We start from the raw sequence: 25,532 nt of genomic DNA on the forward strand, positions 1-25,532 counted from the left end.
GCGTCCGGCTCTTACGAGGGATCGGCGGGGAGCTGTGCCTGCTCTCGGTACAGGTCCATCTCGGCGCGCAACGCGTCGTCAAGCGCGCGGTTCATGGCGGAGTGCGAGGTATACGTCGCCGCCCGCCGCATCGTTGCGATAAGTTGTGTGGCCCAAGCGAGTTCGTCATCAGTGGACGGGACCCAACCGGGCCCACGCTGGCGTGCGACCTCATCACGCGCGGCACCGATGAGCACCCGCGCGGCATCGTCGAGCTTCTCGTTGGTCCTCACGTGAATCCCGGCAAGGTCGGTCACCCTCATTCCCAGGGAGATCAGTGCCGCGAAGTTGTCGATGGTGTCGAGATCGGTGACAAGATAGGAATCCGAGCCATCAACAGGCTGGATAAGCCCGGCCTCGACCAGACCGGTCTGGGCCGCCGAATCGATCGGGCCCAGTATCTCCTCAAGCTCTCTCAACGAGAGTTTTCCCTGAGCAGCGTTCGAGAAACGCTTTTCCAGCAGACCCTCGAGATCCGACAGATCGAGCACATCGGCGAGCTGGGCACCTCGCTGCAGTCCACTCAGGAACTTCGTGATGTGTTTGAGCGTGAAGCCCTCGCTGAGTAGCCGGTTGATCGCCTTCAGCTGACGCAGGTGCCAGTCGTTGTAGATAGCTGTCCTGCCCCGGCGCAGCGGCCGGGGCAGGAGCCCACGTTCTTGGTACCCGCGGATGTTCCGCGTCGTCGTCCCCGAGGCTTGTGCGAGGTCGTCGATCCGGTACTCGGTCATGGTTTCGAAGCTCGCCCTGTCGATATCAGTTCGTCGCTGGTGTGCGAAACAGTGATTTTATAGTCCTGCAGGTCGAATCTCTTGAGTTGGTTGACGTACTGCGTGGCGAATCCCGGGAACATCGTCGCATTGAATCCGTCATCCGTGAGGTACCAGCTCTGGCACCCCGAGTTCCAGGTGGTGGATTGCAGGCGTCGCTGGATGTCCTGGTTGTAGCTTTCCTGGATTTCGGGCCGGGCATCGACCGATTTCCAGCCGTTGCTGAGCAGTGCGGAGATCGCGTCGGTGATGTAGTTGATCTGCGCTTCCATGTATACCAGCGCCGAGCTGTGCCCGGGGCCGGAGTTGGGGCCGAAGGTGAAGAACAGATTGGGATAGCCCGACACCGCCACACTGCGGAAGGCGTAGGCGCCGCCGCCCCACTCGGTGGCCAGGTCCCGGCCGTCGAGCCCGGTGACCGGATAGGGCGTACCGGCCTTGCACACGTCGAAACCGGTCGCAAAGACAATGCAATCGAATTGGTGCTCAATGCCTTCGACCGTGCGGATGCCCTTGGGCGCCAGCCGGGCGATGGGCCAGGTGACCAGCTTGCAGTTGTCCGCCTGCAGCGCGGGGTAGTAGTCACTAGTCATCAGCAGGCGCTTGCAGCCCGCCGAAAAGTCCGGTGTCAACTGCCTGCGCAGCCACGGGTCCTTCACCTGCACCCGCCGGTGCGCGGCACCGACGGCCTCGACGAGACGGGTGAAGGGGCTGTCCCACACCACACCCAGCGCCACCGACTCATGTCCCCAGAACCAGGCGGCACGTGCCAGCCGCTGACTGAGCGGCCACTTGCAGTACAGCTGCTTGAGCCGACCGCCCGTCGTGCGGTTCACCCGCGGCAGCACCCAGCCCGGCGTGCGCTGGAATACCTTCACCGTCTCGGCGGTCTTCACCAGTTCCGGGACGATCTGAACGGCGCTGGCTCCCGTACCGACGACCGCGACACGCTTACCCGTGAAGTCGTAGTCGTGATCCCAACGCGCGCTGTGAATCTTGTGGCCCTCATAGGTGTCGAGACCAGGGATGGCAGGAAAGCTCACGTTCGCCAGAGGCCCGGAGGCCATGATGACGGTGCGGGCACGCACCGGCTCCCGGTTGTCGAACTCGATGGTCCACTCCCCCACCGCCTCGTCGTAGGCAACGCCGACAACGTTGTGGCCGAAGCGGATATACGGTGCCAGCGCCGAGGATTCGACCATCTGGTCGATGTAGCCGAGGATCTCGCCACTGCCGGAGTACGTGTGCGACCACTCGGGGTTCGGGGCAAAGCTGTACGAGTACAGCCGCGAAGGAATATCGCACGCCGCCCCGGGATAGGTGTTGTCACGCCAAGTGCCGCCCACCCGATCGCTGCGCTCGAAGATCGCGAAGTCGTTGACGCCCTTGTCTTTCAGACGGATGGCTGCACCGATACCGGCGACCCCGGCGCCGATGATGGCTACGGAGATAGTCATGCTGGCTGCTTTCAGGCGACGGGTTCGTAGGTGAGTTCCTGTGACCAGGTTGGCTTGTTCTCCACCAACCGCATGGGAATCATGCCGGTCAATTTCACGAGCAGATCAGCCGTGATGTGGTACTTGGACTTGCGGTTGATCACCTTCATCGCATGCCAGGAGATCAACCGGTACATCGGTAACCGCCGAACGTTCGGATTGCGCTCGCCGACGCTCTTGTACCGTTTCATCGCGCCATAGAGGCGCTCCTCGTCGACACCCATGGCCACGATGTTGTCGCGCATCTTGTTGAGCAGCGGCACGTAGCTGAGCAGTCCGATCAGCAGGCTGGGCTTGAGCCAGCCACCGATAAGCTCGGTGAGCATCTTGCGCATCTTCGAGTGGCCGAGGATGTCCATGACCTCGAAATCCACCGCAAGATGCCGTGATTCGTCCGAGTTGATCCGCTTGAACGCTTCCTGCGCGATCGGGTCCTTGACCTCATCGGTGATGAATTTGATGAGGGCACCGTCCAGAGCAACCTCCAGCATCGGGATGACGGTACCGAGGAAGGACAGCGACATGCCGTCGGAGTACTTGTCGAGAAAATTGATCACCAGCTGGACATTGACACTCGGGGAAGGGATCTCGTCATTCTCGAGCATCCCCCAGCGACGCATCAGGGCCAGCTCGGCGTTGGCGTGCTTCTGCTCCTCGGCGTGGAAGTGCTCATAGATGCTCTTCAACGTCGGCGTCGGCGCCTTCTTGGCCAGTGCGGCGAATCCACGCGCCCCGACATTCTCGATCCACATCAGGTCCGCGATGAACGGCTTGAGCTTCGTGTGCAGTTCGGGCTCGATCAGCTCGGCGCCGGGTGCGTCCCAATCGATATCGGCGAGTGCCCACTGCTTGTCTTTGATCATCTGCAACATATTGTCGAGATCCATTGCCATGGAACGTTTTTCCTTTCGGTGAAGTGATGCGGAGTTCAGTCGGCGGGCAGCAGACGGCCCAGCAGGCCGGCAATGCGGGTGTGCAGCACAGGAAAGTGTCGTTTGAAGTGCCAGATGACCTTCGCGTCGAGTTGCGGGACCACATACAGGCGGCCCCGGTCGTGTGCATCGAGGGTGCTGACGGCGACCCTCTCCGGGGAAAATCCTGTCCACTCGATGAGGCGGTCCACCAGGCCCGACGTGCCGACCTCGACTCCGGTGAGTCGCCCATCCTGGAAAATGTTCGTCTTGACTACGGTGGGGCACAGGACGGTCACGTTGACGCCGGTGCCGCTGAGCTCGGCGGCGAGGGTCTCCGACAGTGACATGACCCCGGCCTTGGAGACGTTATAGGAGGCCATCGCGGGACCTGCCGCGAACCCGGCGGCCGAGGCAACATTGATGATCCCGCCGCGCCCGGCGCTGCGGAGCAATGGCGTGAACAGCTCGCACCCGTAGATGACACCCCAGAGGTTGATGCCCAGCGCCCAGTTCCAATCGTCCATGCCGATCTGACCGACGGGCTTGCCGCCGATCCCGACCCCCGCGTTGTTGATCACCAGGGTGGGCGGCCCGGAAAAGACCTCCTGCGCCTCGAAGACCAGCTTCTCCACCTCGTCGCGCGATGAGACATCGCAGGTCACAGCATGTGCGCAGCCTGCGGACAGCCGGTCAATCTGGGCCACGGTCTCCGCGACCCGTTCGGCATTGATATCCGCGCACACCACGTGGCCACCGCGACGGGCCAGTTCGAGGGCGAAGGCGCGTCCGATCCCACTGCCGGCACCGGTGACCACTGCTTTCGCGTTCACCGAGATCGGCTGGCGCCTGAAGACGTCAAGTATGCCCATGACGAAATAGGACAACAGCAACTGTGCCATTTGTCAATGGCACAGTGCATGATGACAATGAGGTGTTCACCACTCCGGAAGGAACTCGCATGCCGACGCACACCGCCAGCACCCCCAGTGCCTACGCACTGGAAGTGCTCGACGTCATCGCCGAGACCCCCGATGCGGTATCGATCGTGTTCGCGGCGCCGCCGGATGCCCAGGCGGACTTCACCTACAAACCCGGGCAGTTCCTGACCCTGCGCGTGCCGATCGGTGCGGACACCGAGGCGGTATCCCGGTGCTACTCGCTGTCGAGCGCACCGGACATCGACGAACACCTGAAGGTGACCGTCAAACGAACCGTCGGCGGCCAGGCGTCAAATTGGCTGTGCGACAATGTGTGTGCCGGAATGACAATTGAATCACTACGTCCTGCAGGAACATTCACCATGCGCGATGCCGCGGCGGTTCCGGTGTTCGTGGCCGCCGGCAGTGGTATCACACCGATCATGTCCATGATCCGCACGGTACTGTCCGTATCCACTCAGAATGCCGTCCTCGTCTACGCCAACCGGGACCGAGACTCGGTAATCTTCGATGCCGAACTCGCGGCACTGCAGATCGAGCACGGGAACAGGCTGTCGGTCTCGCACTGGATCGAGGCCGAGTCCGGTCTACCGACCACCGACGGGCTGAGCGCGCTCTTGCCAACACTCCCCCACACCGACACCACCGCGTATCTTTGTGGCCCAGCCGCTTTCATGGATGTGGCGTCGGCGGCACTGCTCGACATCGGACTGGCGCGCGAAAACATTCATCGCGAGATCTTCGTATCGCTGACGTCGGATGCCTTCGCCGCCGCACCACAGGCCTCCCCCGGGCCGATCGATCCCGACGCCGTCAGTGCCACCGTGGAGATCGATGGTGACACCCACCAGATCTGCTGGCCGAAATCGCAGATACTTCTCGATGTGCTGCTGGATCAGGGCATTGACGCCCCCTACGTGTGTCGCGAGGGCAACTGCGGAGGCTGCTCCTACACACTTCGCGAGGGCGAGGTGACGATGCGGATCAACGACATCCTCGATGACCACGAGATCCGCCATGGCGTGCGGCTCGCGTGCCAGTCACTGCCGCAGTCGGACAAGCTCACCATCGCCTTCGACCGCTAACAGGCGACTGCATGAGGGCGGTCACACATCCGATGGGTGTGTGATACCCGATATCACCGACTGTTCAATTTACACTCGGCGACACCCAATCGTCCTCGCCATTCATTCCAGAGTTGGCTCTACATAACATGTCTGGCGGCTTCCAACCTTGAGCTCAACCTCGGTGGAGTGCAAATCTCCGTAACTGGCCCGCGGACAACCACTACCAGCGGTGTCCGCGCCCCAGCTCGCGGTACCAGTCGACGAGGTCCGGATTGTCGATCGACCGCGGATCCAGGGACACATCGACGCGCCCGGCCAGCACGCCGCAGATGGGAACCTCAAGTTTCTTGCCGGTACGGGTGTGCGGAATTCCGGGCGCCTCGATCACCTCGTCGGGGACATGTCGTGGTGATAGGCGCGCGCGAATCTCCCGCGCGATCCTTCCGCCCAGGTCTGCGTCGAAAACGTGTCCGGTTGCCATCGTGACGAACAACGGCATCCAGTAGGCGCCGTCAGGACCGTCGACACCGAGGACAAATCCCTCGGCGATCTCGTCCATCGCTTCCACGACCTCGTAAATATCTGCCGAGCCCATCCGGATTCCGTTGCGGTTCAGTGTGGCGTCGCTGCGACCATGGATCACCAGCGATCCGTGCTCGGTGACGGTGACCCAATCACCGTGCCGCCACACTCCGGAGTCGCGGCCATCGGACCATTCGTGTTCGAAATAGGCCGCTCGATAACGCGCTCCATCGGGGTCATCCCAGAATCGGATTGGCATGCACGGCATGGGTTGCAGGATCACCATCTCGCCCACTTCCCCGATGAGGGAGCGGCGATCGGGCGACCAGCTGCGCAGATCCACCCCTAGGTAGCGCACGGGCAGCTCGCCGGCCCGGGCGGGTACTCCCGGTGTCCCGCCGGCGAACGCGGTGCAGACGTCGGTACCACCCGAGAGCGACGACAACGCGACTCCGACATACGAGCCCGCCCAATCGAACAGAGCGGGCGAGAGCGGCGATCCACTGCTACCCAACGTTTTCAGCGCGCTGAGGTCATGCTCGGCCGACGGCTCCAGCCTCGCCTTCCTGGTTGCCTGCAAGTGCCCAGGGCTGGTGCCGAAGTAGCTCACCTTCTCGGCCTCCAGCAATTCCCACAACCGATCCGCGTTGGGATACAACGGGTGTCCGCTGTAGCAGACCACGGTGGCACCGACCAGCAGACCGCTCAGCCGGAAGTTCCACATCATCCAGGACAGCGCCGTCTGCCAGAAGAACACGTCACCTGGGCCCAGATCGCAATGCAGCCCCGCACCCTTGAGATGTTCCAGCAGCATGCCCCCGTGGCCGTGCACGATGCCCTTGGGCCTACCTGTGGTACCTGAGCTGAACAAGACCCAGATCGGGTGATCGAATGGCACCATCTCGACTACCGGGTCTTCACTGCCCCTGGGCAATTCGAGTATCAGCACAGGGTCCCCCGGCAAAAGCCGGTGCAGCTCCGCGGTGTCGGCCCCCTTGTCCACCCACCGACCGTTGTAACGGTATCCCGGACCGGAGATGAGCACCTTCGGATTGAGCTGGCCCAGCCGCGAGGCCGCGCCCTCGGGGGCATAGTCCTGGCCGCATCCGGCCCACACCGCACCCACCGCGGCGGTGGCCAGGAACGCCACCATCGCATCCGGCACATCCGGCAGATACGCGGCCACACAGTCACCGCGGCCGACACCGAGACGGCGCAGCTCAGCGGCCACTGCTCCGATCCTGCCGGGCAATTCACTCCACCCGATCTCGGTACGCTCCCCCGCCTCGTCGACACCCACGATGGCGGCCCCGCCGTGATGTGCGTGGCGCAGAATCGGGTCCACATAGTTGAGCTCTGTGCCCGGAAACCACTGTGCCCCAGGCATCACCGGACGTGCCAGCACGCCCTCATCACCGTCGCGCAACCCACGTCCCGGGACCTCGAAGAACTCCCACAGCGCGCGCCAGAACTGCGGTACGGAATCGACGGACCAGCGCCACACATCCGCGTAGTCGTGGGCCGACAGCGCGTACCGTCGCTCGAGGTGCTCGACGAATCGTTCGTAGGCACTACTTGCCATGCGTCTGGCCCGGCTCTTGTAATCCCAGAAGTTCCATGGCCTGCTTCCTCATATCGATCTTGCGCACCTTCCCCGTCACGGTCATGGGGAAGGTATCGACGACGTGCACATAGCGCGGGACCTTGTAGTGGGCAAGGTGCCCCGAGACGAAGGTACGGATAGCACCGGCGTCGAGCGGCGCGCGGCCTGTCCGCATCCGAAGCCACGCGCACAACTCCTCGCCGTACTTTTCATCCGGCACCCCAACCACCTGGACATCCTCGATGTCCGGATGCGTCAGCAGGAATTCCTCGATCTCGCGCGGGTAGATGTTCTCACCGCCGCGTATCACCATGTCCTTGATTCGCCCAATGATGTTGCAATAGCCGTCTTCTCGCATCACTGCCAGGTCGCCGGTGTGCATCCAGCCGTCGGCGTCGACCACCTCGCGGGTGTGGTCCTCGTCATTCCAGTAGCCGAGCATCACCGAGTACCCACGTGTACACAGCTCGCCGGATTGCCCGCGCTCCAACACTTCTCCGGTGCCGGGGTCGACAACCTTGACCTCGACGTGCGGGTGCACACGTCCAACAGTCGCGGTGCGGCGATCCAGGTCGTCATCGACGAGCGTCTGACAGGAGACTGGCGAGGTCTCCGTCATGCCGTACGCGATGGCGACCTCAGTCATGTGCATCTCGTCGATGCACCGCTTCATCACCTCAACGGGGCACACCGAACCCGCCATGATTCCTGTCCGCAACGAGGACAGGTCGCGCTTCGCGAAATCAGGGTCGGCGAGCATCGCGATGAACACGGTGGGCACCCCGTACACCCCGACACAACGCTCACTTTCGATCGCGTCGAGGGTGAGCGCGGGGTCGAATCCTGGTGCCGGTACCACGATAGTGGCGCCGTGAGTCGAGCATCCCAGGTTGCCCATGACCATGCCGAAGCAGTGATAGAAGGGCACCGGAATGCACAACCGATCTCCCGCCGCGAGGTGGATCGACTCTGCCACAAAGTACCCGTTGTTGAGTATATTGCGATGTGACAGCGTCGCCCCCTTGGGATAACCCGTTGTCCCCGAGGTGTATTGGATGTTGATGGGATCGGTGCTGGACAGCTGCGACATGCGGTCGCGCAGCGCGGCCACGGGGACCCGTTCGGCTCCCGTCACCAGATCGGCCCAGTGGTCCGTCCCGATGAACACCACATCGAGCAAGGTGGGGGCATCCGAGCGCACCTGATCCACCATCGTCACGTAGTCGGAGGATTTGAACGCCGTCGCACAGATTAGCGTGCGGACCCCCGATTGATTGAGCGCATAGGCCAGCTCGTGGGTTCGGTAGGCCGGGTTGATAGTGACAAGGATTGCGCCGATCTTTGCCGTGGCGTACTGCACCAGGACCCATTCGGCGCAGTTCGGCGCCCAGATTCCGACCCGGTCTCCCGTGTCGACCCCGCGCGATATGAGTCCGCGCGCAACGAGATTGATCTCGGCGTCGAGCTCACGGTAGGTCCATCTCCGGCCGCCGGTCACATCGACGAGGGCATCGACATCGGGATGGGCGCCGACTATGCGCTCGAAGTTCTCTCCGATCGTCTCCTCGATGATCGGAGATGCCAACGACCCGGCGTCATAGGACTTCATCGTGCCGCTTCACCACCTGCACCGCTGCGCCCGTCCACGGTTGGGCGAGACGGATCGAGCACGACTCTAACGACTCGTCCGGGCCGCCACCCTGGATTCCGGTGCTCAGGTCGACAATCCGTTCAGCACGCCTGAGCACAGGTGCATCCACCATCGCCCCTTCGAATTGGAAGACGCCACGTTCCCGGGCCGCCAGCTCGAGCACTTCGCGCGCCCACCGCACCCGTTCACCGGTCGGCCGATACGCCTCGCGAATGACACTCACCTGGGTGGGATGGATGGCCACCTTGGCATCGAACCCGACGGCCACGGCATCATCGGCCTCCGCACGCAACCCGTCGAGGCCCTTGATGTCGAGGTACACCGAGTCCAGCGCCATCCGGCCAAATGCCTTTGCCGCCAATAGTGTTTGAGAACGAACGTGTTGTGCCACATCGCGGTAGCTACCGTCGGGCCATCGGTTGTTGGTGCCCCAGGTCGCGGCGAACAGGTCCTCCGCACCCCACATCGCCGCGACGACGTTCCCGGGCCGCACCAGCTCGACGACGTTAAGTGCCCCCAGCGGGGTTTCGACGAGCACCACCACGTCCAGCGGCGCTAGGGCCGCGACCTGATCGGCATGCTCACTCTTGGCCAGCATCACCGTGGTGTAGTCGGTCCGAGCGACCGCATCCATGTCCAATAGGTGATCGGCGGTGCTGGCGGGATTGAGACGAATCACCGTGCGAGAGGGATCCAGCGGAGTAGTGATCAACGCGTCGCGGGCGGCAGGGCGGCCGGTGGGCGCCACCCCGTCCTCCAGGTCGAGAATCACCACATCTGCAGCAGCAGAGGCTTTTTCGAAGCGCTCGGGTCGATCGGCAGGACAGAAGAGCCAGCCCGGCCCTCTCTTGGCAAGTGTCATTGCCCCTGCCCTTCAACATGTTTGCGCACCATGGTCTGTCGCGAGGCCGTGGCCACCACGTCACCGTGCTGATTCCTGCCGGTGTGCGCAAAGGTGACGATGCCCTCGCCGGGGCGGCTCTTGGACTCGCGCTTGTCGATCACCTCGGACTCCGCATACAGCGTGTCTCCGTGGAACAGCGGTCTGGGAAAGGCGATGTCGGAGAATCCCAGATTCCCGACGATGGTGCCCTGGGTGAGTTGCGCGACCGATAGCCCGACCAGCGTCGACAGCGTGAACATCGAGTTCACCAGGCGCTGATTGAACGGCGGTAGCGCCTCTGAGAACGCCGCGTCGAGGTGCAGTGCCTGGGTGTTCATGGTCAACGTCGTGAACAGAACGTTGTCGGCCTCGGTGATCGTCCGGCCGGGCCGGTGCACGTACAGCACATCGGTCTCGAACTCCTCGAACCACAGACCGCGCTGCTCGACGATCCGTTTGCCGCTCACAGCCACCTCCATGCCCAGCCAGGCGTCCACTTGCTGGCGCATCGACACCATGGATGAAAACCGTGCTGCACGGCAAGGATGGTGCGTAAAGCTCCCGCCGGATGAACACCGTGAGGCATGAACGTCCATTGAGTGGACGCGTACTGTAGACGAGGTGACCGAGGCACCGAGTGTGGTGCGCCGCACCGCGGCGCTCCTGCGAGCGGTCTCGACCGAAACCGGAACCGGCGTCAGCACCACCGAACTCGCTCGCCGTACCGACATCCCACGGGCCACCGCGCACCGCCTGCTGGAATCGCTTGCCAGCGAAGGGCTGGTGGAACGCGACACGCGCTCCGGTCAGTGGTTCCTGGGCCCGGAGATCTACGTCCTCGGCGCCACATCCGCTCCCCGGTACAACATCACGGAGAAGGCGTCCGCCGATGTGGCGGCGCTGGCACGGGAAACCGGCGAGAGCGCGTTCTTCTCACTGCGTCGCGGTGATCACACCGTCGTGCTCCTGAGCGAGGACGGCGACTTTCCGATCCGGTCGCATGTGCTGTACGAGGGTGCACGCTTTCCGCTCGGCGTCGTCTCATCCGGAATGGCCGTCCTGGCGTACCTTCCTGACGAGACAATTCATGCCTATCTCGATAGGGCCGACCTACAGTCGGAGTGGGGCAGGGGTTTTCGCACCGATGCCGTCTGGGAGCGTATCGGCGCCACCCGACAGATCGGCTGGGCCGTCAATCCTGGTCAGGTGGTCGAGGGCTCGTGGGGTATGGCCGCCGCGGTGTTCGATACCCATCACAACCCCATCGGTGCGCTCACGTTGACGGGTATCGAATCCCGGTTCAACGCCGAACGCCAGCCAGTCCTCGGACAGTTACTCCTGCGGCACGCGCATCGGCTCAGCCGCACCGTGCGCCGCTAGCCCCCACGACGCAGGAGCGAGGCCGCCTCGCGCACCGCCGACGTGATCGCGGTCAGCGTCGAGGACTCGAATTTCCAGTGCTGCCAATACAGCGGCACATCGAGATGTCGCCCCGGTGCCAGATCGACGAGGCCGTCGCGATCCAGCTGCTCGGGCATCATTCCCCAACCCAGCCCCACCCGCAGCGCCTCGGTGTTTCCGCCCGTCGTGGGCACATAGTGCTCCGGCACGGCGACATCCCGGCGGAAGAGCTTGCGCAAGAACTGGTCCTGGAGGGCATCGCGCCTGTCCCACCGCATCATCGGCGCCCGGCGGACGGCGTCGATCCCCGAGTCGAGCAGCCCACCCGGGAGGTAGCGCGCGACGTACCCCGGTGACGCCATTCCGAAGTACCGCATGGAACCCAATGGTTCCGAGCGGCATCCCGCGATGGGCTTCGGTTCGGTGGTCACCGCCGCCATGACGACACCCGCGCGCAACAGTTCCGCGGAGTGATCCTGGTCCTCGATGCGGATATCGACCAGCACTCCGTCGGGAATCCGTGCCAACACCGACCCCATCCAGGTTCCGAACGAGTCTGCGTTCACCGCGAGCGCTACCCGTATCGGGGAGCCGTCGGCGCCCATCTCGCGCAGTGCCTCACGTTCCAGCGTCCCGACCTGGGCCGCCAACCTCATCAGCGAGGCACCCGCTTCGGTGGCCACACAGGGCTTTTCCCGCCGAACCAGCACTTGGCCCACCGATTGTTCCAGGGCCTTGACACGTTGACTCACCGCCGAGGGGGTGATGACAAGCCGCCGGGCGGCGGCATCAAAGCTGCCCTCCTCGATGACGGCGGCGAAGGCGACCAGCTGCTGCGAGTCCAGACTCACATTAGCTATTCTAATGCAGAGTAAGAATCATTAGCTGGACTGCATATTGCCGTGACCCTAGCGTCAGTGTTGTGACCGTTATTTTCCTCGGCTTTCTCACCGGAATGTCCCTCATCGCCGCCATCGGCGCCCAGAATGCCTTCGTGCTCAGGCAGGGGATTCGCAGTGAACACGTGCTGCCGGTTGTCGCCGTGTGCATCACCGGCGACTTCCTGCTCATCGCCGCGGGCATCGGTGGTCTCGGAGGCCTGATCACGGCCACACCGAGCCTGCTCACCGTGGCCAAGGTGGGTGGCGCCGCGTTTCTGATCGGCTACGGATTGTTGGCCGCCCGCCGCGCGTTGCGCCCCGGAACGCTGGTACCGGCCGAATCCAATCCGGCCCGCCTCGGCGCAGCCCTGACGACCGCGCTGGCCATCACCTTCCTGAATCCGCACGTCTACCTCGACACCGTGGTGCTGCTCGGCTCCCTGGCCAACGCGCACCAGGACGCACGCTGGCTGTTTGGTGCGGGCGCCCTGACCGCGAGTGTCACCTGGTTTGTGGCACTCGGATTCGGCGCGCGACATCTTGCCGGACTGTTCCAGCGTCCGGGAACCTGGCGGGTGCTTGATGCAGGGATCGCCGTCGTGATGATCGCCCTGGGCACCTCACTGGTCATCTGATCGCCCTTGCCGAACCATTTGGTTCGGTGTTAGCGTCCTTCCCGAACCAACTGACTTGGGAGAAACATGGACGTCGACAAGGCCCGCACGCGTTTCGCCGAACTTCGCGGCCAGAGAGACGTCAGCCCCGCCGATCTCGACGAGATCTGGGCCGCGCTCGACACTGTCCGACCCGAGGACATGCTGGGCAGCTGGAAGGGCGACGAGTTCCACACCGGGCACAAGATGAACGGCCAACTGGCCGCCGCCCGCTGGTACGGCAAGATCTTCACGTCCATCAACGATGTCGAACCCATCGTCTGTTACGACGAGGACGGAAAGCTGTTTTCCAACAACGCGTTGAGCCTGGGCGGTGCGACCCTGTGGGACATCGAGTTCCGCGGAGAGGTCACCGGCACCATGGTCTACGACGGCCAGCCCACCTTCGATCACTTCAAGTGGGTCGACGAGAACACGCTGATGGGCATCATGAACGGCAAGCGTCAGCGTGCCAGCGGCAACTACCTCTATTTCCTGCTCGAACGCGACCAGTGAAAGTCACCGCAGCACTGAGTCGCTCGGCAGAGTCTCCGTTCGCGCTGGAACAAGTCGAACTCGACGGACCGCGCCCCGACGAGGTGCTCGTCAAGATTCACGCCACCGGCCTGTGCCACACCGATCTGACCTTCAAGGCGCAGGTACCCATCCCGGCGGTCCTGGGCCACGAAGGCGCGGGGGTCGTCCAGGCGGTGGGTGATGAGGTGACCGATATCCGCCCGGGAGACCACGTGGTCTTGAGCTACCGAAGCTGCGGCGAATGCCGGCAATGCGGTGCGGGCGAGCGGGCCTACTGCTCACGGGCCGCGCGGCTGAACCTCGCCGGCACCCGGCTCGATGGCTCATCGACACTGTCCCAGAACGGGAACGGCCTATTCGGCTCGTTCTTCGGGCAATCCAGCTTCGCGCAGTACGCACTGGCCGCCACCGACAACACGGTCGTCGTTGATCCGTCGACTGATCTCGTCATCGCCGCACCGCTCGGATGCGGCCTGCAGACGGGCGCCGGTGCGGTGCTCAATGTACTGACACCCGAACCCGATTCGCAGCTTGTCGTATTCGGCGCAGGCGGTGTCGGCCTGGCAGCGGTGATGGCCGCTAAGGCCATCGGGGTGCGCACAATCATCGCCGTGGACCCGGTGGCCTCCCGACGTGACAAGGCAGTCGAGCTGGGCGCCACCCGCACCGTCGACCCGGCGGCCGAGGACGCGGCCTCCGTGGCACGCGGAGCCACCCACGCGCTCGACACCACGGCGAACACCAACGTCATCGCCACGGCGCTCGGCCTGTTGCGGCAGCGGGGCGTGCTGGTTCTGGTCGGGCTGGGGGCCTCACACGGAACGATCGACCTCACCGATCTCATGTTCGGCGGCAAAGTGATTCGCGGATGTATCGAGGGTGACGCGAACCCACAGGAATTCATTCCGGAACTGCTGCGGATGCACGCAGAGGGACGCTTTCCCATTGAATCGCTGATCAGTAGATACCCGGCGAGCGCGATCGATCAGGCCGTGGCGGATGCGCGGTCCGGTGCCGCGATCAAACCGGTGCTGCTCTGGTGAGTGCCATGCGCGCTGCGGGTCAGGCCACTCACGATCGGATCATGGCCGCGGCCAAGGCCGAGTTCACCGAATACGGCTTCGCCGGCGCACGGCTGAACCGGATTGCCACCACTGCGAACGCGAGCAAGGAGCGACTGTACAGCTATTTCGAGAGCAAGGAACAGCTGTTTGAAGCCGTTGTGGCGCAATGGATCAATGATGCGCCGTACAAGGTGCCGTTTAGCGCCGGTGACGTGCCGGGGTACGTCGCGGGGCTGTTCGACAACATCGTCGCCGATCCGCAAGGCGCACGGTTACAACGCTGGATCGAGTTAGAGGCCCCCGCCGGGATGTTCGACAACCACGTGCTGCGCCGCATCTTCCAGGCGAAACTCGATGAGGTACGCCAGGGGCAGCAGACCGGGCTCATCGACCCGACGTGGGACCCCATGAGTCTGCTCACGGTGCTGATCGATATCGCCTACTCGATGGCCGCCAGCGGGTTCGGCATCGACCGTATTGTCGGTGAACCGCTCGCCGAGCACATGCTCGCCGATCGCCGCGCCGCAGCCGCTGAAGCAGCGCGGCGACTGGTTGGCGGTCCGTAAGACATCGCCGCGACGTGCAAAGCCCCCTCGCGTGCTTGCGGCAGCTACCCTCGATACGTGCCGTCCGCGATTCTGACCCGCCGCGGGTTTCTGGCCGCCGGTGCCGCCCTCGCCGCGGGCACCGCGCTAGCCGCCTGCACTAACGACTCCCCTCGTACCTCGGAGCAGAACGGCACCGCCGTCATCAGGCACGCGTTCGGTACGACCGAGGTCACGGCGCCGCCGAAGCGCATCGTCAGCGCGGGATACACCGAACACGACTACCTGTTAGCGCTGGGCATCGTCCCCATCGCGGTCACCGAGTGGTACGGCGGCTACCCATTCGCAACCTGGCCATGGGCCACCGACCGGCTCGGCGCCGCCAAACCCGAGGTGCTCACGCTTACCGACGGACTGATGGTCGACAAGATCGCGTCCCTGAAACCCGATCTGATCCTGGCCACCGACGCCGGGCTGGACCAGGACACCTACAACAAGTTGTCCGGCATCGCACCGACCATCGCGCAGGCGGGCCGGTACGCGTTCTTCGAACCGTGGAAGGACCAGGCCAAGGCCATCGGACAGGCGGTGTTCAAACCGTCGGAGATGGACGCGGTGGTCCAGGCCGTCGACAACACCTTCACGTCGGCCGCCTCCGCGCACGCCGGCTTCAAAGACAAGAAGGCCATCTATCTGCAGGGCGAACTGCTCGACGGGCAGGCCATCGCGTACCGGTCCGGATCGCGCACCGGATTCCTCACCGCCCTCGGGCTGGCCGTTCCCACCGAGTTGGAGAGCTATGCCAAGGGCGAGCAGCTTGCGTATCTGCCAGCCGAACAACTCTCCAGCGTCCTCGGCCAGGCCGATGTGCTGGTGTGGGGCACCGAATCAGAGGAGCAGAGCGCCGCGCTGCGGGCCGATCCGGCGATCACCAAGCTGGGCTCCTCGCTGCTGAGCCGCAGCATCTTCGCCAGCAAGGAGCTGGCCGGCGCCATCAACTTCAGCTCGCCGTTGAGCCTGACCTACGTGGCGGACAATCTGGTCCCCCAGCTGGCCCGGATATTGGGGTGATGACCTACCCGAACGCCCGCCCGGGGCCATATTGGGTTGACGTCATGATTCGTGTGGTGGGCGGCGTCGTCGGCGCGACCGCTCTCGGCATCTTCGGACTGGCGGCATTCATGGTGTTGTCGTCCCGATTGTCGTCGAATCCGGCCGCCGACCCGCACGGCTTCGGGCTGATCTTGGGAATGCTGCTCGCCATCCCCTGCGGACTGGTGGCTGCGGGTACATTGCCCCTGACGCTTCCCCGCGGACAACGGCTTCGCGCCGTGACGATCGGTTTTATCGTGTACCTGGCCTCCGCCGCGGTGTTGATCTATTCGGCCGCCACCATGCCCAACCGCCCACCGCCCTGCGCGACAAATCCACCCGCACCCCAGTGCAAGCACGCACCTTAGACTTCGCGGAATGGAGACAAGCGAGGTCGAGAAGACTCCTCAGGACCAGGTGGTCTTCGCGCAGGTCGGTCGCAGCTACTATCCACTGCTGTCGGCCATCTTTGTCGGCGTGGTGCTGATCTCGAATGTCGCTGCCACCAAGGCAATTGGATTCGGGCCCGTTGTCGGCGATTGGTCGCTGATTACCGACGGAGCGTTCGTGCTGTTCCCGCTGAGCTACGTGATCGGCGATGTGCTCAGCGAGGTCTATGGATATCGCGCCACCAACCGGGTAATCCTGCTCGGATTCGCGATGGAGCTGTTGGCCTGCGTGGTGCTCTGGACCGCAATGATGCTGCCCGCCGCCGACTTCTACCCCAACCAGGAGGCATTCGCCACCATCGTCCGGAGCATCACCACACTGATGGTTGCCGGACTCGCGGGATACCTTGTTGGGCAAACACTTAACGCACTCGTAGTCGTACGGATGAAGAAGCGCTCCAAGGAGCGTCACCTGTGGGCGCGACTGGTGGGTTCGACGGTCGTCGGCGAGTTTGCCGATTCGCTGGTGTTCTGCTCGATCGCGGCCACCGCGCTGGGTATTCACACCCTCGGCCAACTGGCGACGTACACCGCGCTGGGCTGGATCTTCAAGTCCGTGGTGGAGATCGTGATGCTGCCGATCACCTACCGGGTGATCGCCTACATCAAGAAGCACGAGCCGACTTATACACAGGCGGGATAAATGCGCCCTTAGGCGCAGCCACGGGAGTACCGTCGAAGTATGAGTACCGCAACGGATTTGAAGGTGCGGGATCACGGGGACCGGGCGTTGTTGCTCGAATGTGCATCCGTGCAGGAAGTGCTGGCGTGGACGTCAGCACTGAATGTCGACCCTATCGACGGCATCACCGATATCGTTCCCGCCTCCCGCACCGTCCTGCTCAAGCTCCGCGGCCCCGCCGACCAGGCCATCGTTCGGCACCGGCTGACTCAGCGCGCGGCGCCGCCCGGCACGCTCGCGGGCACCACATCGCCACCGGTAACCATCCCGGTCCGGTACGACGGCCTCGATCTCGAAGAGGTCGCCGAGCACACCGGCCTGGGCGTGGACGGTGTCATCGCCGCACACACCGGAACGATCTGGACGGTCGGATTCTGCGGATTCGCACCGGGATTCGCCTACCTGGTGGAAGGCGACCCGCGCCTGGCCATCCCTCGCCGCGCCGACCCGCGCACCAAGGTACCCGCCGGCGCGGTCGCGCTCGCCGGCGAGTTCAGCGGCATCTACCCACGCGAGTCCCCCGGCGGCTGGCAGCTCATCGGCAGCACCGACGCCGTCGTCTGGGACCTCGATCGCAACCCACCGGCGCTGCTCACTCCCGGTACACGCGTCCAGTTCCAGGAGGTGACGGCATGAGACCCGCGCTGGAAGTCATGCGCACGGGCCCGCTGGCGCTGGTCCAGGACCTCGGTCGCATCGGCAAAGCGGCCATGGGCGTCGGACGCTCGGGGGCGGCGGACCGCGGATCGCATTCCCTGGCCAACCGGCTGGTGGCCAATCCCGACAACCTGGCCACCATCGAGGTAACCCTCGGCGGTATGTCATTCCGGATATCCGGCGGTGACGCTGTGGTGGCCGTCACCGGTGCCGACACCGATCCATCCATCAACGGGATTCCCTTTGGCACCAACAGCATTGCCCAGGTTCAGGACGGCGACGTAGTGTCACTCGGCGCACCGCGCAGCGGGCTACGCAGCTATGTGGCGGTGCGCGGCGGGGTCAGCGTGGCACCGGTGATGGGCTCGCGTAGCTTCGACATCCTGTCTGGCATCGGCCCCAGGCCCCTGCAGGCCGGGGACAGATTGCCGGTCGGACCGCGGTCCCCTTCCTTCCCGGAGGTAGAACTGGCGCCGGTGGCCCCCATCTCCGATGCCACCGTCGAGCTCAAGGTGGTACCCGGTCCACGCGACGACTGGTTCATCGATCCCGACGCGCTGACCCACCGAGCCTGGATAGTCTCCGACCGCAGCGACCGGGTGGGCACTCGACTCATCGGCAAGCCATTGGAACTGCGCGACCCGGCCAGGCAGCTGCCGAGCGAGGGTGTGGTCCGTGGCGCCATTCAGGTGCCGCCCGGCGGCCAGCCCGTTATCCTGGGCCCTGACCATCCGGTTACCGGAGGCTATCCGGTGATCGGCGTGATCACCGATCACGATGTCGATCTGGCCGCCCAGGTACGGCCAGGACAAACTGTTCGGTTCCATTGGTCACGACCGCGCCTGAGCTAGGAGCATCCCGTGTCTACGATGCCGACCGTCCCCGTCATCCGGACCCATACCGCGCGGCTCATCCACACCGCAGATCTCGATAGTGAAACGCGTTGTGCGGCAAGGGAATTACTAATAGACGCATTTGAGGGCGACTTCACCGAAGCGGACTGGGAACACTGCCTGGGCGGTATGCACGCGCTCATCTGGTATCACGGAACACTCATCGCCCACGCCGCGGTGATCCAGCGCCGGCTGCTGCATCAAGGACGGCCACTACGCACAGGATACGTGGAAGGCGTTGCAGTAGATAGCGATTGGCGCGGAAACGGACTTGGTCGAGCCATCATGGATGCGGCCGAACAGGTCTTGCGTGGCGCCTACGAGCTGGGCGCGCTGAGCGCCGGCGACGACGTCGCCCCGTTTTATCAGGCCCGTGGCTGGGTGCCGTGGGTCGGAGCCACTCCCGTGATGACGGCAGAGGGAGTTGTGCCCGCCGAAGACGAGGGTGTGCATGTGCTGCCGATGAGCTCCGGGGTTGACGCGTCCGGCTCGCTGACCTGCGATTGGCGCGGTGGCGACGCGTGGTGATGCCCGCGACGGCGCAGGAAAACCCAAATCACGGCGATCACAAACGCCAGCCGTGCGGCGCTACCGACCGTCGCCAATAGCCCGTTGGCCACCTGCGCGATGTCAACGGAGTACCTCAGGATGATGCCCGTCATCACCGCGGCCTGAACCAACTCCAGCGTGCCGACGATCACGCATAGCCGCGCATGCATCCGGTGATAGGCGCGCAGATCCGCATCGGCCCAGTGATGACGTGCCACCCAGCCCGGACGGATCAGGTCGATGATGACTTCGGTGAGTGGCCGTTTCGTCAGGCAGCTGCCGATATAGAACAAACCGAACAGCACCACCGGGACGACGTGGGTGAGCTGGGCCAGCTGCGGTGAACTGGTCAACAGTGCAACCACGAGCGTCGCGCCATGCATCAGCATGATGAATCCCGCGACGATGTCGAAGCGCTTGTCCCGTACGGCTGTGTAGATGACGCGCAACGCCGAGACCACCGCCGCGGCCATCAGTGCATGCAACTCCGAGGCGCCCAGCAGGCGCATCCCGTAGTACGTTCCCAAGCCGAGCGCGGCGCTGACCAAGGCGTGCCCGAGCGTGAATTTCCCTGCACCCTTACCCAACCCACTCACCACAGCGACGGTACCGACGCAATCTGAGAGAGTCTGAGAAAGTGGATCTACCGGCCGGAGAGGGCCCGTTCCTTGCGCCGCAGGTACATCCGGATGGCAACGACAACACCCACGATGAGTCCGCCCGTGGTGAGCATCGACACCACCGGGTTGACGGCCTGTACGACGTCGACGGAGAAGGTGTAGATGATCACCACCATCAGCGCGCAGAACAGCAGACTGAAGATCCCGCACCAGAAGCTGACATAGATATGCAGCCGGTGGTACGAGCGCTGATCCTCATCGGTCCAGCCCTGCTCCTCCGCTAGTTTCTCCACGCCGCCGGGCCATAGCTTGGTGACCAGCAGCTCCGTCAGCGGTTTACCGATGAGCGCGCTCACCAGGAAGTAGGTCGCCAGCAGCATGCCGGGCACCTCGTTGGTGACCTGCGACAAGCGCGGGTCGCGGGTCAACCACGCCATGATGAGACTGACCCCGAATATCGGCACCACCAGCAGCGAAACCGGGTCCAGAGCCCGCTTCCACGCCATCTTGACCAATGCCTGGGTGGCCGAGACCGCGGTGGCGGCCATGAGGGCGTGCAGTTCGGAGAATCCGGCCAGGCGCAGCCCGAAGTAGGCACACAGGGCGGGCCCGACGTTGAGCAATCCCTCGATCACGAGCTGGCGGGGCGAGATCCCGCTCTCGGTTTCGGACTGCTCGGTGGTCAGGGACACCGCGCGACTGTATCCGCTCGTCAGGCCGCGGGCGAGTCGTACGTCATGCGCTGCAGGTAACGCCGGATGACCACAATGATGCCGATGATCAGGCCCATTGTGGTGACCAGAGAAAAGATTTGGTTGACGGCCTGGGCGATATCCACCGAGAAGCTGTAAATAATGACGATCGAGATCGCCGCGAGCAGCAGGCTGATGACACCGCACCAGAAACTCACGTGGACATGCATCCGGTAATACGACCGGAAGTGGTTCTCGGTCCAATGGTGCTCGGCCGCGATCTCTTCGATGCGCCCGGGCCGGGCCTTCGCGATCATTAGCTCGGTCAGCGGCTTGCCGATCAGCGCGCTTCCGATGAAGAACAGCGAAAGCAAGATGCCAGGAATGGTGTTGGAGACCTGGGCCATGCGCGCATCGGAGGTCAGGAGTGCGATCACCAGGCTCAGCCCGAAGTTGAACATCAGAAAGCCGGACAGGACGTCGAACTTACGGTTCTTCACCACCTTGACGAGCACCTGGAGGCCGGAAACCACCGTGGCGGCAATCAACGCGTGAATCTCGGGCTGACCCAGCGCGCGCAGCGCGTAGTAGGTGCCCAACGATGGCCCGACACTGACCAGGACCTGTCGCAACACCTCACGCGCGGAGGACTTCTGGGTTTCGCCGGTCTGGTCGGGCACGGCGCGAGGCTACGCGATCAACCTGGGAATCCCGGGCTGGCGCGCAACACCGGCGCTCCACCGATTACTCCCGAAGTAGTCCCGGAAGGGAGTAGGCGAGCTGCCCCCGGAGCCACGTTCGCCGTCGGCGTACGGAAACCGGAACTTTAGCGGGGATCACTCAAGTTTGTACGAGTGACGGCCGGTTGAGATTCCGGCCCTGTATGAGGAGAGAGCTATGAGCAATGTGGTGTGGACACGACGCAGCCCGTTCGCCGAGTTCGACGCGCTGGTACGCCAGTCCTTCGGCCCGGCAACCAGCTGGCCGAGCCCGGGTTTCATTCCGGCCGCCGAGGTCACGAAGGACGGGGATGACGCCCTGGTCCGTCTCGATCTTCCCGGCGTCGACGTCGACAAGGACGTCACGGTCGAGGTGGAGCGCGGCACGTTGGTGGTATCCGGTGAGCGTCGAGATGGGCGCGCCGCGCAGACCGGCGACGAGCCGCTTGCGCGGGGAGCATCCAACACAGGACGCGTGCTGCGTGAGGTCCGTTACGGCACGTTCCGGCGTACCTTCACCCTGCCAACCCATGTCACAGGTGACGCGATCTCGGCGAGCTACGACGCGGGCATCCTGACCATCAAGATCGCCGGCGCGTACGCCAGTGCAGAGGCGCAGAAGATCGAGATCACCAGGTAATCGGTAAATCGAGACGAGGGGCCCGCGCTATCCGGCGCGGGCTTCTCTCTTCTTCGCCTCACGAGCCAGCATTCGGTCGCGCTGTTCTTCGAACTTAACCACTTGGCACTTAAGGTCTTCCACGTACGCGGCGAGCTGCTCGCGTCGTTGTTCGCCCTTGGCGCTGAAATCATTGCGCTCGAAAATCTGCCACTTACGCAGATTCGGCGTCACAACCTCTTCGAGATGCTGACGCGGGTCGTAGATGCCGTGCTTGGCCATCAGCACGCCGTTACGGCGGAAGTTGGGCATGCCCTGCCCGGGCATCCGGAAGTTCTCGATCACCGCGGCAATGGCATCCAAGGCCTGATCGGGCACAAGATCCAGTGCGGCACTGCACATGTTGCGATAGAAGATCATGTGCAGGTTCTCGTCGGCGGCGACGCGCTGCAGCATCCGGTCCGCGACCGGGTCATCGCACACCTTGCCGGTGTTGCGGTGACTGACACGAGTCGCCAGTTCCTGCAACGTGGTGTACGCGACCGACAGCAGGAAATCGGTCTTATGTACTGACTCTTCTTCATCGGTGGTGTCGAAGCCTGCTGTCATGTGTTCCATGCGCGCACGTTCCAATGCCACCGGGTCAACACCGCGCGTGACCACGAGGTAGTCGCGGATGACGATGCCGTGCCGGTTCTCCTCGGCAGTCCAGCGGCCCACCCAGGTACCCCAGGCACCGTCGAGACCGAAGTACTTGGCCGCCTGACGGTGATAGGACGGCAGGTTGTCCTCGGTAAGGAGGTTGGTGATCATCGCCGCCTTGGCGACCTCGCTTAGCTGCGACTGCTCCGGATCCCAATCTTCCCCGCCCATTTGCGCGAAATTGCGGCCCCGGTCCCAGGGAACGTAGTCATGCGGGTGCCACTCCGTGGTGACCGACAAATGCCGGTTGAGGTTAGCTTCAGCAATCGGTTCCAAATCGCTGAGCATCTCAAGGTCGGTCAGCTCTCTAGACATTTCACCTTGTCTTTCGCGTTGGAACCCCGAGCTCACGGACAGGGTAACTTAATCTGAGCAATGCCTGATGTGCCCGTCAGTCACGACTGATTGCCTGCAACGTCCGCCCCGACCGCACAACCGGACGGGCCACCATGCCTGTTTGGGCCCCACAACTGGGCAACGGCTTGCTACAGATCCGATATTCGAACCGGCTTCCCAGCACCCTAACCCGGTGAGAGCAACATCACTAATTCGGCCGTGTCGCGGCCCACTACCGAAAACGTGCGATCGCATGCGGTGGACCCGTGGCACCTTATGTCGATTTCAGGCCGGGGCCAGTGTCCAACATCGGAGCGAGGTAGTCGCGCGCGAAACCTTGAGCTTGTTCGGCGGTGTCGAGCTCTATCACGGTCTGCCGGGTGAGAATCAACGACAGTGCGATCCGCACATGCAGCTCGGCAACTGTGCGCAGATGCATCATGACCTGTGGCGAAACCGTTGCATCACCATAGATTTCGACTTTCCAGAGACTTGCGCAGAATTCCCGGAATGCCTCGACAAGCGGCCCGGCATCTGTCGTGAGAGCCGGCAGGATCGACTCAGGTTCGGTTTCCAACAACCTCCGCAGAAGCGGGTGGTCAAGAATGAATTCGACAGTATAAGAAGAGCTTTCGGCCATGCGATCGGCCAGCGTCATCGTGCGCCCCTCGATACGCGAGGCCACGCCGGCCATGTACTTACGCAATTCGGCGTACACGACCGCCTCAGTGAGGGCCTTCTTGTTCGGAAATCTCCGGTAGACCGTCGCGCGGCTCAGCCCAGCCCGCTTCGCCACGTCGTCGACCGTGGATCGGCGCCAGCCCGCCACCGCGATCTGTTCGGACGCGGCCGCCAGCACCCGCTCGGTGAGCTCGTCGAGGTCACCGGGTAGCTGCAGCGCCGCCGGATCGACCGAGGCCAGCGTAGTGAGCAGTGTGTCCTTAGTCACTTGCGTTACGCGCTCCCTTGTCACCCCGCGGAGCTTCTGACAATACTGGAGAAACAAAGACATGTAAATTGTCTCAATGTCTTATGCCGAGGAGAGCACATGTCGAGAGCTGCGTTTACTCGTTACATCCAGGACGTCTGCACCACCAGGGTTCAGTTTCTGGCCTTCCTGATGGCCGTGTGGTTCACCAGCAACGGACCTCTCGGTCTGATGATCAACCAGGACTTCCCGACGCATTCGACGCATTCGATGTACTCGATGTACTCGGCCTCCTTCTATGCGTTCGGGGTTATCCCCGTGGCGGTCAACGGATGGCACGCCCTCTTCCACCTCGCTACCGGTGTCGCCGGCCTCTTGGCCGTCCGCACGCGCATCGGCGCTATTCGCTATGCCGCCGCGACCGCGCTCATCTACTGGGGCATGACGGTGGTGTGCCTGGTGGGCGGCATGAGCGTATGCAGCGTGATGGCCGTCGACACCGTCGCTAACTGGGTTCATGGCGCCGAGGGCCTGATCCTGGCCTCCATCGCGGTGTACGGGGTCGTCGGTGGAGCCCGGCAGCCCGCTCGAGCGGTGCCGGCCCCCTAACGGCTCGGCCATTGGGCAGCGTCATCGAACCATCGGTAGTTTGGGTGATTCAACGACCAGTCGCGAGAGCCGCGCACGTCACGAAAGGTGCAGTGATGCGAACCGCAATGTGTCGCGCAGCGGCCGCGGCGGCCGCCTTCCTGGTGCTGTTCGGTGGGCACGGGCTGCAGTCGCCGCAGATGGCCCACGCGGAGAGCTGTGCCGATATCGACCTGTCTTTCGCGCGCGGCACCAATGAGCCTGCGGGCCTGGGCGATGTCGGCAAGCTGTTCACCGACGCCGTGAAGAAGCGACTCCAGGGCGCCAAGGGGATGAGCATCTCCACCTATGGCGTGGACTACCCCGCGAGCATCGACTTCCTTCAGGCCGGCAAGGGATCGGACGACCTGAGCAAGCACATCCAGAAAACCGCCGCCGACTGCCCGAAGATGAAGTTCGTGGTCGGCGGGTACGCGCAGGGCGCGGCGGTCGTGGATGTGCTGCTGGGGAACACCCCGCCGGGGACCTACGCCCTGACCAATCCTCTGCCCGCCGGACTCGAGCAGCGCATCGTCTCCATCGTTCTGTTCGGCGATCCCAAGAACATCCGGCCGCCCGGTGTAGACGCGAACCTAACGGTCCGCGAAGACCTGCTGCCCAAGGTGATTGACGTCTGCAACCCCGGAGACTTCTTCTGCGATCCGCAGGGCGGGGACATCATCTCGCACACCACCTACGCCAAGGACAAGCTCACCGACGGCGCGGCGGACACGGTGGTCCAGCGACTGGTCGCCGTCCTGGGAAACCGTTGCGTGAGCAGCGAATCATCCGACGCCTCCACAACCTGCTCCCCCAGCGCGTAACCGACGGCCCCCGCATCGGGGGTAGTCATTTCACCGGTTACCGCGTGCGCTCACGCCCCGACGCAGGACAATCGGACCACCCCAACCACGGCATTGCCTGGACTGTAGTCGCATGTGTACAGTCGTGGATGGCCAGAGTGTAGACGACCGACTACACCCGTGCGAGTGAAGGGGAAGCG

27 protein-coding genes and 2 pseudogenes are annotated in these 25,532 nt (G+C 63.8%); 15 read left to right on the forward strand and 14 right to left on the reverse strand.

Going from position 1 to position 25,532, the window contains the following annotated elements; genetic code table 11:
- Nucleotides 1-11: 11 nt before the first annotated feature.
- Genes B4400_RS05850 through B4400_RS05865 form a run of 4 tightly spaced genes read right to left on the reverse strand, consistent with a single transcriptional unit; the run spans nucleotide 12 to nucleotide 4,118 of the window.
- A complete protein-coding gene (locus tag B4400_RS05850; protein ID WP_078307290.1) occupies nucleotides 12-770 on the reverse strand; it encodes a MerR family transcriptional regulator in 759 nt (252 codons plus the stop codon).
- The gene (locus tag B4400_RS05855) at nucleotides 767-2,266 is read right to left on the reverse strand and encodes a flavin-containing monooxygenase (RefSeq protein WP_078307288.1); all 1,500 of its coding nucleotides are present in this window, start codon (nucleotides 2,264-2,266) and stop codon (nucleotides 767-769) included. The genes B4400_RS05850 and B4400_RS05855 overlap by 4 nt, the downstream gene beginning before the upstream one ends.
- Nucleotides 2,267-2,277: 11 nt before the next feature.
- The gene (locus tag B4400_RS05860; protein ID WP_078307286.1) at nucleotides 2,278-3,198 is read right to left on the reverse strand and encodes a ferritin family protein; all 921 of its coding nucleotides are present in this window, start codon (nucleotides 3,196-3,198) and stop codon (nucleotides 2,278-2,280) included.
- A gap of 35 nt (nucleotides 3,199-3,233) precedes the next feature.
- Nucleotides 3,234-4,118, reverse strand: coding sequence for an SDR family NAD(P)-dependent oxidoreductase (locus tag B4400_RS05865; RefSeq protein ID WP_078307284.1), 885 nt, complete (start codon nucleotides 4,116-4,118; stop codon nucleotides 3,234-3,236).
- A gap of 59 nt (nucleotides 4,119-4,177) precedes the next feature.
- Here B4400_RS05865 and B4400_RS05870 point away from each other — a divergent pair, with 59 nt between their 5' ends.
- On the forward strand, nucleotides 4,178-5,242 hold the full coding sequence (locus B4400_RS05870) for a ferredoxin--NADP reductase (RefSeq protein WP_170914927.1): 1,065 nt from the start codon (nucleotides 4,178-4,180) through the stop codon (nucleotides 5,240-5,242).
- Nucleotides 5,243-5,444: 202 nt separating this feature from the next.
- Here B4400_RS05870 and B4400_RS05875 read toward each other — a convergent pair whose 3' ends face one another.
- From B4400_RS05875 to B4400_RS05890, 4 genes and pseudogenes are all read right to left on the reverse strand, one after another.
- On the reverse strand, nucleotides 5,445-7,328 hold the full coding sequence (locus B4400_RS05875) for an acetoacetate--CoA ligase (RefSeq protein ID WP_078307280.1): 1,884 nt from the start codon (nucleotides 7,326-7,328) through the stop codon (nucleotides 5,445-5,447).
- Complete coding sequence (locus B4400_RS05880) at nucleotides 7,318-8,958, reverse strand: AMP-binding protein (RefSeq protein ID WP_078307277.1); 1,641 nt, start codon at nucleotides 8,956-8,958, stop codon at nucleotides 7,318-7,320. Before B4400_RS05880 ends, B4400_RS05875 begins: the two co-directional genes overlap by 11 nt.
- 85 nt (nucleotides 8,959-9,043) lie before the next feature.
- A pseudogene (locus B4400_RS05885) lies at nucleotides 9,044-9,862 on the reverse strand (HpcH/HpaI aldolase/citrate lyase family protein); the annotation flags it as partial.
- Entirely contained in the window at nucleotides 9,859-10,392 is a 534-nt protein-coding gene (locus tag B4400_RS05890; protein WP_078307431.1) for a MaoC family dehydratase, read from the reverse strand. The gene B4400_RS05890 and the pseudogene B4400_RS05885, both read right to left, overlap by 4 nt.
- A 112-nt stretch (nucleotides 10,393-10,504) precedes the next feature.
- Between B4400_RS05890 and B4400_RS05895 the strand changes: the two genes are divergently transcribed.
- Complete coding sequence (locus tag B4400_RS05895; RefSeq protein WP_078307271.1) at nucleotides 10,505-11,263, forward strand: IclR family transcriptional regulator; 759 nt, start codon at nucleotides 10,505-10,507, stop codon at nucleotides 11,261-11,263.
- Here the strand turns inward: B4400_RS05895 and B4400_RS05900 are convergent.
- A complete protein-coding gene (locus tag B4400_RS05900; protein ID WP_078307268.1) occupies nucleotides 11,260-12,135 on the reverse strand; it encodes a LysR family transcriptional regulator ArgP in 876 nt (291 codons plus the stop codon). The genes B4400_RS05895 and B4400_RS05900 overlap by 4 nt on opposite strands.
- A gap of 71 nt (nucleotides 12,136-12,206) precedes the next feature.
- On the opposite strand from B4400_RS05900, the gene B4400_RS05905 reads away from it, so the two are divergent.
- The 10 genes from B4400_RS05905 to B4400_RS05950 all read left to right on the forward strand — a co-directional run bounded on the left by B4400_RS05905 (nucleotide 12,207) and on the right by B4400_RS05950 (nucleotide 19,265).
- Complete coding sequence (locus tag B4400_RS05905; RefSeq protein ID WP_078307266.1) at nucleotides 12,207-12,800, forward strand: LysE/ArgO family amino acid transporter; 594 nt, start codon at nucleotides 12,207-12,209, stop codon at nucleotides 12,798-12,800.
- Nucleotides 12,801-12,866: 66 nt separating this feature from the next.
- Nucleotides 12,867-13,334, forward strand: a complete 468-nt coding sequence (locus B4400_RS05910) for a DUF4334 domain-containing protein (protein WP_078307264.1) — start codon at nucleotides 12,867-12,869, stop codon at nucleotides 13,332-13,334.
- Nucleotides 13,331-14,398: an NAD(P)-dependent alcohol dehydrogenase gene (locus B4400_RS05915; protein WP_078307262.1), complete on the forward strand. Its 1,068-nt coding sequence runs from the start codon at nucleotides 13,331-13,333 to the stop codon at nucleotides 14,396-14,398. The genes B4400_RS05910 and B4400_RS05915 overlap by 4 nt, the downstream gene beginning before the upstream one ends.
- A gap of 41 nt (nucleotides 14,399-14,439) precedes the next feature.
- The gene (locus B4400_RS05920) at nucleotides 14,440-14,985 is read left to right on the forward strand and encodes a TetR/AcrR family transcriptional regulator (protein WP_170914928.1); all 546 of its coding nucleotides are present in this window, start codon (nucleotides 14,440-14,442) and stop codon (nucleotides 14,983-14,985) included.
- Between the two features lie 69 nt (nucleotides 14,986-15,054).
- Nucleotides 15,055-16,035, forward strand: coding sequence for an ABC transporter substrate-binding protein (locus B4400_RS05925; RefSeq protein WP_078307430.1), 981 nt, complete (start codon nucleotides 15,055-15,057; stop codon nucleotides 16,033-16,035).
- Entirely contained in the window at nucleotides 16,035-16,424 is a 390-nt protein-coding gene (locus B4400_RS05930) for a hypothetical protein (protein WP_078307255.1), read from the forward strand. The genes B4400_RS05925 and B4400_RS05930 overlap by 1 nt, the downstream gene beginning before the upstream one ends.
- 10 nt (nucleotides 16,425-16,434) lie before the next feature.
- Nucleotides 16,435-17,148, forward strand: coding sequence for a queuosine precursor transporter (locus B4400_RS05935; protein ID WP_078307251.1), 714 nt, complete (start codon nucleotides 16,435-16,437; stop codon nucleotides 17,146-17,148).
- Nucleotides 17,149-17,187: 39 nt separating this feature from the next.
- A complete protein-coding gene (locus B4400_RS05940) occupies nucleotides 17,188-17,823 on the forward strand; it encodes a 5-oxoprolinase subunit B family protein (RefSeq protein ID WP_078307249.1) in 636 nt (211 codons plus the stop codon).
- Nucleotides 17,820-18,695, forward strand: coding sequence for a 5-oxoprolinase subunit C family protein (locus tag B4400_RS05945; protein WP_078307247.1), 876 nt, complete (start codon nucleotides 17,820-17,822; stop codon nucleotides 18,693-18,695). The genes B4400_RS05940 and B4400_RS05945 overlap by 4 nt, the downstream gene beginning before the upstream one ends.
- Before the next feature lie 18 nt (nucleotides 18,696-18,713).
- The gene (locus B4400_RS05950) at nucleotides 18,714-19,265 is read left to right on the forward strand and encodes a GNAT family N-acetyltransferase (RefSeq protein WP_078307245.1); all 552 of its coding nucleotides are present in this window, start codon (nucleotides 18,714-18,716) and stop codon (nucleotides 19,263-19,265) included.
- A gap of 59 nt (nucleotides 19,266-19,324) precedes the next feature.
- On the opposite strand, the pseudogene B4400_RS24830 reads toward B4400_RS05950, so the two are convergent.
- The 3 genes and pseudogenes from B4400_RS24830 to B4400_RS05965 form a co-directional block, all read right to left on the reverse strand.
- A pseudogene (locus B4400_RS24830) lies at nucleotides 19,325-19,885 on the reverse strand (VC0807 family protein); the annotation flags it as partial.
- A gap of 44 nt (nucleotides 19,886-19,929) precedes the next feature.
- Complete coding sequence (locus tag B4400_RS05960) at nucleotides 19,930-20,598, reverse strand: VC0807 family protein (protein ID WP_078307243.1); 669 nt, start codon at nucleotides 20,596-20,598, stop codon at nucleotides 19,930-19,932.
- Nucleotides 20,599-20,618: 20 nt separating this feature from the next.
- On the reverse strand, nucleotides 20,619-21,278 hold the full coding sequence (locus tag B4400_RS05965; protein ID WP_078307241.1) for a VC0807 family protein: 660 nt from the start codon (nucleotides 21,276-21,278) through the stop codon (nucleotides 20,619-20,621).
- A gap of 217 nt (nucleotides 21,279-21,495) precedes the next feature.
- Between B4400_RS05965 and B4400_RS05970 the strand changes: the two genes are divergently transcribed.
- On the forward strand, nucleotides 21,496-21,957 hold the full coding sequence (locus B4400_RS05970; RefSeq protein WP_078307239.1) for an Hsp20/alpha crystallin family protein: 462 nt from the start codon (nucleotides 21,496-21,498) through the stop codon (nucleotides 21,955-21,957).
- A 27-nt stretch (nucleotides 21,958-21,984) separates the two neighbouring features.
- Here the strand turns inward: B4400_RS05970 and B4400_RS05975 are convergent, their stop codons facing one another.
- Together B4400_RS05975 and B4400_RS05980 are read right to left on the reverse strand one after the other, a co-directional pair.
- Nucleotides 21,985-22,953 carry an acyl-ACP desaturase gene (locus tag B4400_RS05975; RefSeq protein WP_078307237.1) on the reverse strand — a complete coding sequence of 323 codons (969 nt, stop codon included), beginning with the start codon at nucleotides 22,951-22,953 and terminating at the stop codon, nucleotides 21,985-21,987.
- A 295-nt stretch (nucleotides 22,954-23,248) separates the two neighbouring features.
- Nucleotides 23,249-23,923 (reverse strand): TetR/AcrR family transcriptional regulator, encoded by a 675-nt coding sequence (locus B4400_RS05980; protein ID WP_078307235.1) that lies wholly within the window; start codon nucleotides 23,921-23,923, stop codon nucleotides 23,249-23,251.
- A 99-nt stretch (nucleotides 23,924-24,022) separates the two neighbouring features.
- On the opposite strand from B4400_RS05980, the gene B4400_RS05985 reads away from it, so the two are divergent.
- On the forward strand, nucleotides 24,023-24,511 hold the full coding sequence (locus B4400_RS05985; RefSeq protein ID WP_078307233.1) for a DUF4383 domain-containing protein: 489 nt from the start codon (nucleotides 24,023-24,025) through the stop codon (nucleotides 24,509-24,511).
- 95 nt (nucleotides 24,512-24,606) lie between these two features.
- Nucleotides 24,607-25,353, forward strand: a complete 747-nt coding sequence (locus tag B4400_RS05990) for a cutinase family protein (protein ID WP_078307231.1) — start codon at nucleotides 24,607-24,609, stop codon at nucleotides 25,351-25,353.
- The last annotated feature ends 179 nt before the right edge of the window (nucleotides 25,354-25,532 follow it).

Origin of the sequence: Mycobacterium sp. D16Q13, from assembly GCF_002013375.1 — a bacterium.
Lineage (GTDB): Bacteria > Actinomycetota > Actinomycetes > Mycobacteriales > Mycobacteriaceae > Mycobacterium.